At 26.3% G+C, this 5928-nt stretch carries 6 protein-coding genes; all 6 read right to left on the minus strand.

Annotated features, from left to right (window positions below; genetic code table 11):
* Positions 1-542: 542 nt before the first annotated feature.
* The 6 genes from HF850_RS15025 to HF850_RS15050 all read right to left on the minus strand — a co-directional run bounded on the left by HF850_RS15025 (position 543) and on the right by HF850_RS15050 (position 5702).
* Positions 543-1697, minus strand: a complete 1155-nt coding sequence (locus HF850_RS15025; RefSeq protein WP_169106229.1) for a toxic anion resistance protein — start codon at positions 1695-1697, stop codon at positions 543-545.
* Between the two features lie 21 nt (positions 1698-1718).
* Entirely contained in the window at positions 1719-2912 is a 1194-nt protein-coding gene (locus HF850_RS15030) for a 5-bromo-4-chloroindolyl phosphate hydrolysis family protein (RefSeq protein WP_169106230.1), read from the minus strand.
* A 94-nt stretch (positions 2913-3006) separates the two neighbouring features.
* On the minus strand, positions 3007-3942 hold the full coding sequence (locus tag HF850_RS15035; RefSeq protein ID WP_169106231.1) for an exonuclease domain-containing protein: 936 nt from the start codon (positions 3940-3942) through the stop codon (positions 3007-3009).
* Between the two features lie 236 nt (positions 3943-4178).
* Positions 4179-4763 (minus strand): FUSC family protein, encoded by a 585-nt coding sequence (locus HF850_RS15040; protein WP_347564444.1) that lies wholly within the window; start codon positions 4761-4763, stop codon positions 4179-4181.
* Positions 4764-5432, minus strand: coding sequence for a hypothetical protein (locus HF850_RS15045; protein WP_169106233.1), 669 nt, complete (start codon positions 5430-5432; stop codon positions 4764-4766).
* A 9-nt stretch (positions 5433-5441) separates the two neighbouring features.
* Positions 5442-5702, minus strand: coding sequence for a hypothetical protein (locus HF850_RS15050; protein ID WP_169106234.1), 261 nt, complete (start codon positions 5700-5702; stop codon positions 5442-5444).
* Positions 5703-5928: the final 226 nt, after the last annotated feature.

Raw genomic sequence — 5928 nt, forward strand, 5'->3', positions numbered from 1 at the left:
ATTCTCTATACCCATTAAATACTCTTCTCATTTTCTCTGTTTTTCTCTTATTCTCATTTAACCATTAGTTGAAAGTTGTAATTTTTCTTTCATTTCCCATATTTTTTGTAATTTATTCAAATTCTTAAAATTAAAATATCCTTTATCTTTTAGATTAACTCATTTTTAAAATAATTTTATTAAAGTTGCTGCAGCATAATTAATAATTATTATTAAGGTGAATTAATTATCCAGTGCTTCCGGATTGATATCATTATATAACGTTCTTTTATTTTTGTTTGTCGAACTGTTGTATGAGTTTTGAAGGTATTTTTATCCATTATTTATATTTATATGATTATAATTTAAAAACAGCGATTTTTTTCACATATTTATTGATTATAATTAAATTATATAAAAAAATTTTCATTTAATATAAATAATAGAAAATATTTCTGAAAATTTTTTTCAAAAAAACATCCTGTAAATTTAATTTAAAATTTACAGGATGTTTTAATAATTACATTTATCTTGATATTTTTTGATTTTTTTGTTAAATAACCCTATTTCTTTCTAATGGATAAAAGCTTATTCTTAAGCTGCTCTTCTATATTATGAAGTTCTATTTCTGCTTCTCTTCGTTTATTACGTCCTTCTTCTTGTATTTTCATAACCTCATCTAATGTAGATATTAATGATTCATTTGTATGTTTTAATGTTTCAATATCAACTATTCCACGTTCAGAAGCTTTTGCAGTTTCTATTGTGGACATTTTTAAAGTTTCTGCATTTTTCTTAAGAAGCTCATTAGTCATATTTGTCACTTCATTTTGTACTTTTACCGCATTTTGAGAATGTGCTACTCCAAGTGCTAATACAATTTGGCTTTTCCAAAGAGGAATAGTATTAACTATTGTTGACTGTATCTTTTCAGACATTAATGTATCATTATTTTGTACTAACCTTATTTGAGGTGCCATTTGTAATGAAATCATCTTTGTTAGTTCAAGATCATGAATCTTCTTTTCAAATCTATCACAAAGTGCTGCATAATCATTAGCAGTTTGAGCATCTTCAGGACGTCCACTCATTCGTGCTTTTTCAGTAAGTTCCTTCAATTCAGTATTTCTTGCCTTTTCAAGCTTCTTCTTTCCAGCTAATATATACATTGTAAGTTCTTTAAAATATACTTTATTAGTTTCATACATCTTATCAAGCATAGATATATCTTTTAAAAGCTGAATTTGATGTTTTTCAAGAGCATCACATATATTATTTATATTGCCTTCAACTTTTGCATATTTTACTTTCATATGCTCAATCTTTTTTGCAGGCTTTTTAAAAATTCCTAACAATCCCTTTTTCTCATCTGTATTTTCAAAGTTTTTAAGTTCAAGCACAACATTCGAAAGCATGTTGCCTACCTCGCCTAAGTCCTTTGTTTTAATATTATTTAAAGCACTTTCAGAAAAATCTGCTATTTTCTTTTGCGCCCCTACTCCATATTGAAGAATTGAATTACTGTTACTTAAATCAATTTTATCTACAAAATCATCTACAAGCTTCTTTTCCTCTGGAGTTAAAATACTTTCTTCTTCAGATTCATGTTGTTTTTCTTGCTCTATAATTTGCACATCATCATTTCTATCCTCTTCAAACACAGGTTCAAAAGTTAAACTTGGTGTAATAATATCATCTTTATTAAATTCATCATTCATTTTTATGACCTCCGTCTCTCCCTATTTTTTATTTTTAAAGTCATTGTTAGTTAATCCATCTTGATTAAATAGTGTTTCTAATACTGATATATCTGAAGATATGTCCATTGCAGCATCTTCAAATAAATCATCAAATAAATTTTCAAATGCTGTATTTATTAAATCTATACTCTTTTCTATTTCTTCCTTAGCCTTTTTTATATTTTCTGTTTCTATAGACTGCATAGCTAATTCTTTGTAAGAATTCACCAGTTTTAATGTTATAGGAAGATAATGATCTATAAACTTCTTTACTTCTGGCAGCTTATTTGGATTTTTTTCTATAGTATTAAAAATTTCTTTTACTATATTTTCAAGTTTATAAAGCTTATCAGACATCTCTGGACTTACTATAACTTCATTTGCATTTCTTATTTCAGCAATATATTTTCTACCTATATCAGCAACTAATTCTGCATCACTTTTTTCAGAATTATTATTGCTGTTCAACTCCTCTTCTTTAACTCTATTCTTATATGACTCTAATGATATAAGATATTCATCATATATTTTATCACTTAAAATAAAATACTTTTTATCTTCATCAATATGTCCTTCCCTAAACATATTAAGCTCCATCATTTTTTCTAAATCTTTTAAAACAAACTTATTTTTCTTATTTACAGAACTTGCAAGCTTATCAATTGTGCAATATTTCTTTTCAATTAAACAATCACTATATTTTTTAAATCTTTCTATTCTTTTTCTTATATTCACACCTTTATACGTCAAATAAACACTGGCTGCAAAAAAAGCAGCAACTATACTAAGTGGAATAATTATTCCTGACCTTAAAACATTACTTCCTATTCCAAAAATAGCGATTATAGAAAGTACAAGTGTACTTATACCAAAACCTATACTTCCAAAAGCTCCAACATAGTTATATATCTTACCTGTATATCTACCTTTAGGCTTTTTGGCTATGTATTTCTCCATTTCATTTATATTCTTTGATTTAAACATCTTCTTTACATATTCACTACTTGAATAATCTTTAACTTTTTTCCCAATGTAATTTGAAGCATCTTTTACCTGATTTTTAACTTCATTAATAGTGTTTTCTGTCGTGGTATTAAAAGAATCTCTAATGCCACTAAAGTCTATATAATTTAAAGCATTCTGTACAGTATCTTTAATTTGATCTTCTATATCAGAAAAGTCATTCTTGCCCATAACCTTTTCCTCCAATTCACCTTTTTTTGATTATATTTCATTTTATTTAATTATATATTAAAGAATTTTTAATTACAATTTTATACTTTTTAATTTAGTTTCTTTTAAATTTATTATAATCCCAAAACTCTTCTTCGTTTAAAAATTTTATTTTTTGACCTCTTTCAGATAAATCCATTGCTTTTTTCATCTTAGTGCTCATTTCAGCCCTACTAAGATCTGATATACCACTCATATTACTTACAAGAATAGTTGTCTTTTTAGTCACACTACTACCTGCTGTTCCCCCTAATGCCCTTACAGCTTTATATGCTTCTTCTCTAGACATAGAGGCAAGCTTTCCTGTAATCACAACAACTTCATCCATAAAAGCATCTTCTGCAAATCTATCAATTATTCTTTTCTTCTTATAAGAATAAACCTTAGAAGATGTTCTGTAAACTCTACCTTTAGTGGAAGATGGTATGTATCCGTCCTTATATACTTTTCCAATAGTAACACCTAACAAGTTAGATATCTCTTTAATATCATAGCAATCTAATTCATCGCAGATATTAGTAAGTATATTACCACATGCAAGTGCATCATACAAAGCATCATGGTGTTTAAATTCATATCCTAATAAATCATTTACCGTATTAAGCTTTGCATTATCAATGCTTTTATAAAAATTCCGTGCAAGTTTCATTGTACATATATAATTAAATTCTGGTAATTCAATATCATACAGTTCTGCACTTTTTCTTAACACAGATATATCAAATGAAGCATTATGAGCAATTACAAGATTATTTTTAAAATACTTATTTATTTTTTTCCACACTTCATCAAATTCTAATTCATTTTCAACCATGGCAGGTCTTATTCCATGTATACCTATATTTATAGGCATAAATCTCATTTCTTTTGGTTTAATTAAATGATGTATCTTTTCTACAACCTTACCATCTTTTACGACAACTATACCTATTGAACATGGGCTACTTCTTTTCTCATTTGCTGTTTCAAAGTCTATTGCTATAAAATCCATTTATTTTCCTCAACTTATCTTCATAATTTAAATCATTTATTATTTATTTTATCACACCAATATAATTACTTATAAATAAGTTCACATAAAATTGATATTTTCAGATAGTTATTCTAAAATTTATACTTGTTTTGATAAACAAACCTCTCTATAGAAACTATACATTATTAAAAAACACTGAGAATTAGCTCTAATTAATTATATAGAACTAATTTTCAGTGTTTTAATTTTATTTTTTAGTTACTAATCTTAACAATATATTCTTGAAGAGAATTAATTTCCTTACATAATGATTCCATACCATTATAAATTTTAATTTCTCTATAGTCCATTTTTGTACCTAATTCAATATTGTTCGCCATAGATTCATAAACAAAAACTATATCTTCTAATTGTTTATTAGATATATTTATTATTTCTTCATTAATACTATACTGTGCTAATAGATAATTTATTTGTTCCAATACAAATACTATAGGCCACATCATTTCAAGTCTTTTTTCATCATTAGGAATTTCACCTAATGCTGTATTATATGCTAAATTAAAATTATTAAAATCAATTTCAATTTTTTGTTTTAAGATAATAATACGTGCTGTGGCTAAATTAGCAGTAGTATATGCACTAGAAGATGCTTCTGCAATTAATATTGCATTTGGTGTAAAAAATATTGTAGCAAGCGCATAATTTTTAGCTATAAAGAATTCTGTCAATATGGTTAATATCATATTAAATAATGCAATAAGATAACTTTGCGGATGTAGATATCCAATACACATAGCTACCCCTACACCAAAAATAGTTCCAATAGAACGCTGTATTTATCTGTGAAATGTAGTCATTATACTTGAACCATACATAACTGATGCACACGACAATACAATCCAATAAGTTTTTGGTAGATTAATCTTATAAGACACAAATGCAGAAAACATTAATATTATTCCATATCTTAATGAATTTCTAAATACAATAGAATTTTTATCAATAGACTTTCTAATTATCATTGGTAATGATGGTTTTAAAATCACAACATTATCACCAATAAGCTCTAAAGGTGTATTAATTATGGATTGTATATCATATATTATTTCTAAAAGTTTATCGTATTCAGGATATACACCTTTATCTATCTTTTTTATTTCTATTTTTTTATCAGACTGTAAATCTATATTTTCCTGCAATTTTTTAATAATAGATATTATTTCATCTGGTAATTTATTATTCTCATTAAGTTCTATTATTTGTACAAACATTTTATTTGCATATTCATTCAGTAAATATAGTCTATTAAAAACGGGAGATATTTTCCATTTTACGTAACCTGTAGTTAAGATTCCTTCAGTATCTTCTAATGAATTAACAACATTACTTTTAACCTTAGTTAAATCAGTTTTTCCTACACTTTCTGCTAATTGCAATAAGTCTGCAAATAGCTTATTAACCTTTTTTATTTCAGGCCCATGGGGATTATAAAAATATCCAATCATACTAACTAGTCATGAAAACAAACTGCCAGCCAATACAGATAAAGCAAAAATAGGAACATCAGACTTATCCACTTTAATTCCAATTGTCATTGTAAATGCCATTATAAAAAATAGAGCCGAAGGCCCTCTTATATTTAATATTCCAAAGATAAATGTTGATACAGAACCTATTATTCCAACTATCAGTATTGCTAGCCATGGGTGATTTGAGAGTAATAAACCTAATGTTGAACAAAACGTAATAGCTATAGCAATTAAAAACATCTTCATAGAATAATATATTTACAATCCTTCTATTTTCCTATTATATTAAATTGACCTTAGCCTTATGAAATTCTCTTTTTATAGCATTTTACCCTTTCCACAATAGGTTATTCTACTCCCCGTTTATGTATGTTGTCAAATAACACTACGACTTATCAGCTTTAAAGAGTAAATTTATTTATATGTTTAAAATCTTCTTAATTTCAGCTTTAATTTTTCAGAAAATTAAGAA

The organism is Clostridium sp. SM-530-WT-3G, from assembly GCF_012843905.1.
Lineage (GTDB): Bacteria > Bacillota > Clostridia > Clostridiales > Clostridiaceae > Clostridium.

Bases quoted from the DNA above. Each gene is read 5' to 3' on its own strand.
- HF850_RS15030 (WP_169106230.1), bottom strand. From the start codon at position 2,912: ATGGGCAAGAATGACTTTTCTGATATAGAAGATCAAATTAAAGATACT.
- HF850_RS15035 (WP_169106231.1), bottom strand. From the start codon at position 3,942: ATGGATTTTATAGCAATAGACTTTGAAACAGCAAATGAGAAAAGAAGT.
- HF850_RS15045 (WP_169106233.1), bottom strand. From the start codon at position 5,432: ATGATTGGATATTTTTATAATCCCCATGGGCCTGAAATAAAAAAGGTT.
- HF850_RS15050 (WP_169106234.1), bottom strand. From the start codon at position 5,702: ATGAAGATGTTTTTAATTGCTATAGCTATTACGTTTTGTTCAACATTA.
- HF850_RS15025 (WP_169106229.1), bottom strand. From the start codon at position 1,697: ATGAATGATGAATTTAATAAAGATGATATTATTACACCAAGTTTAACT.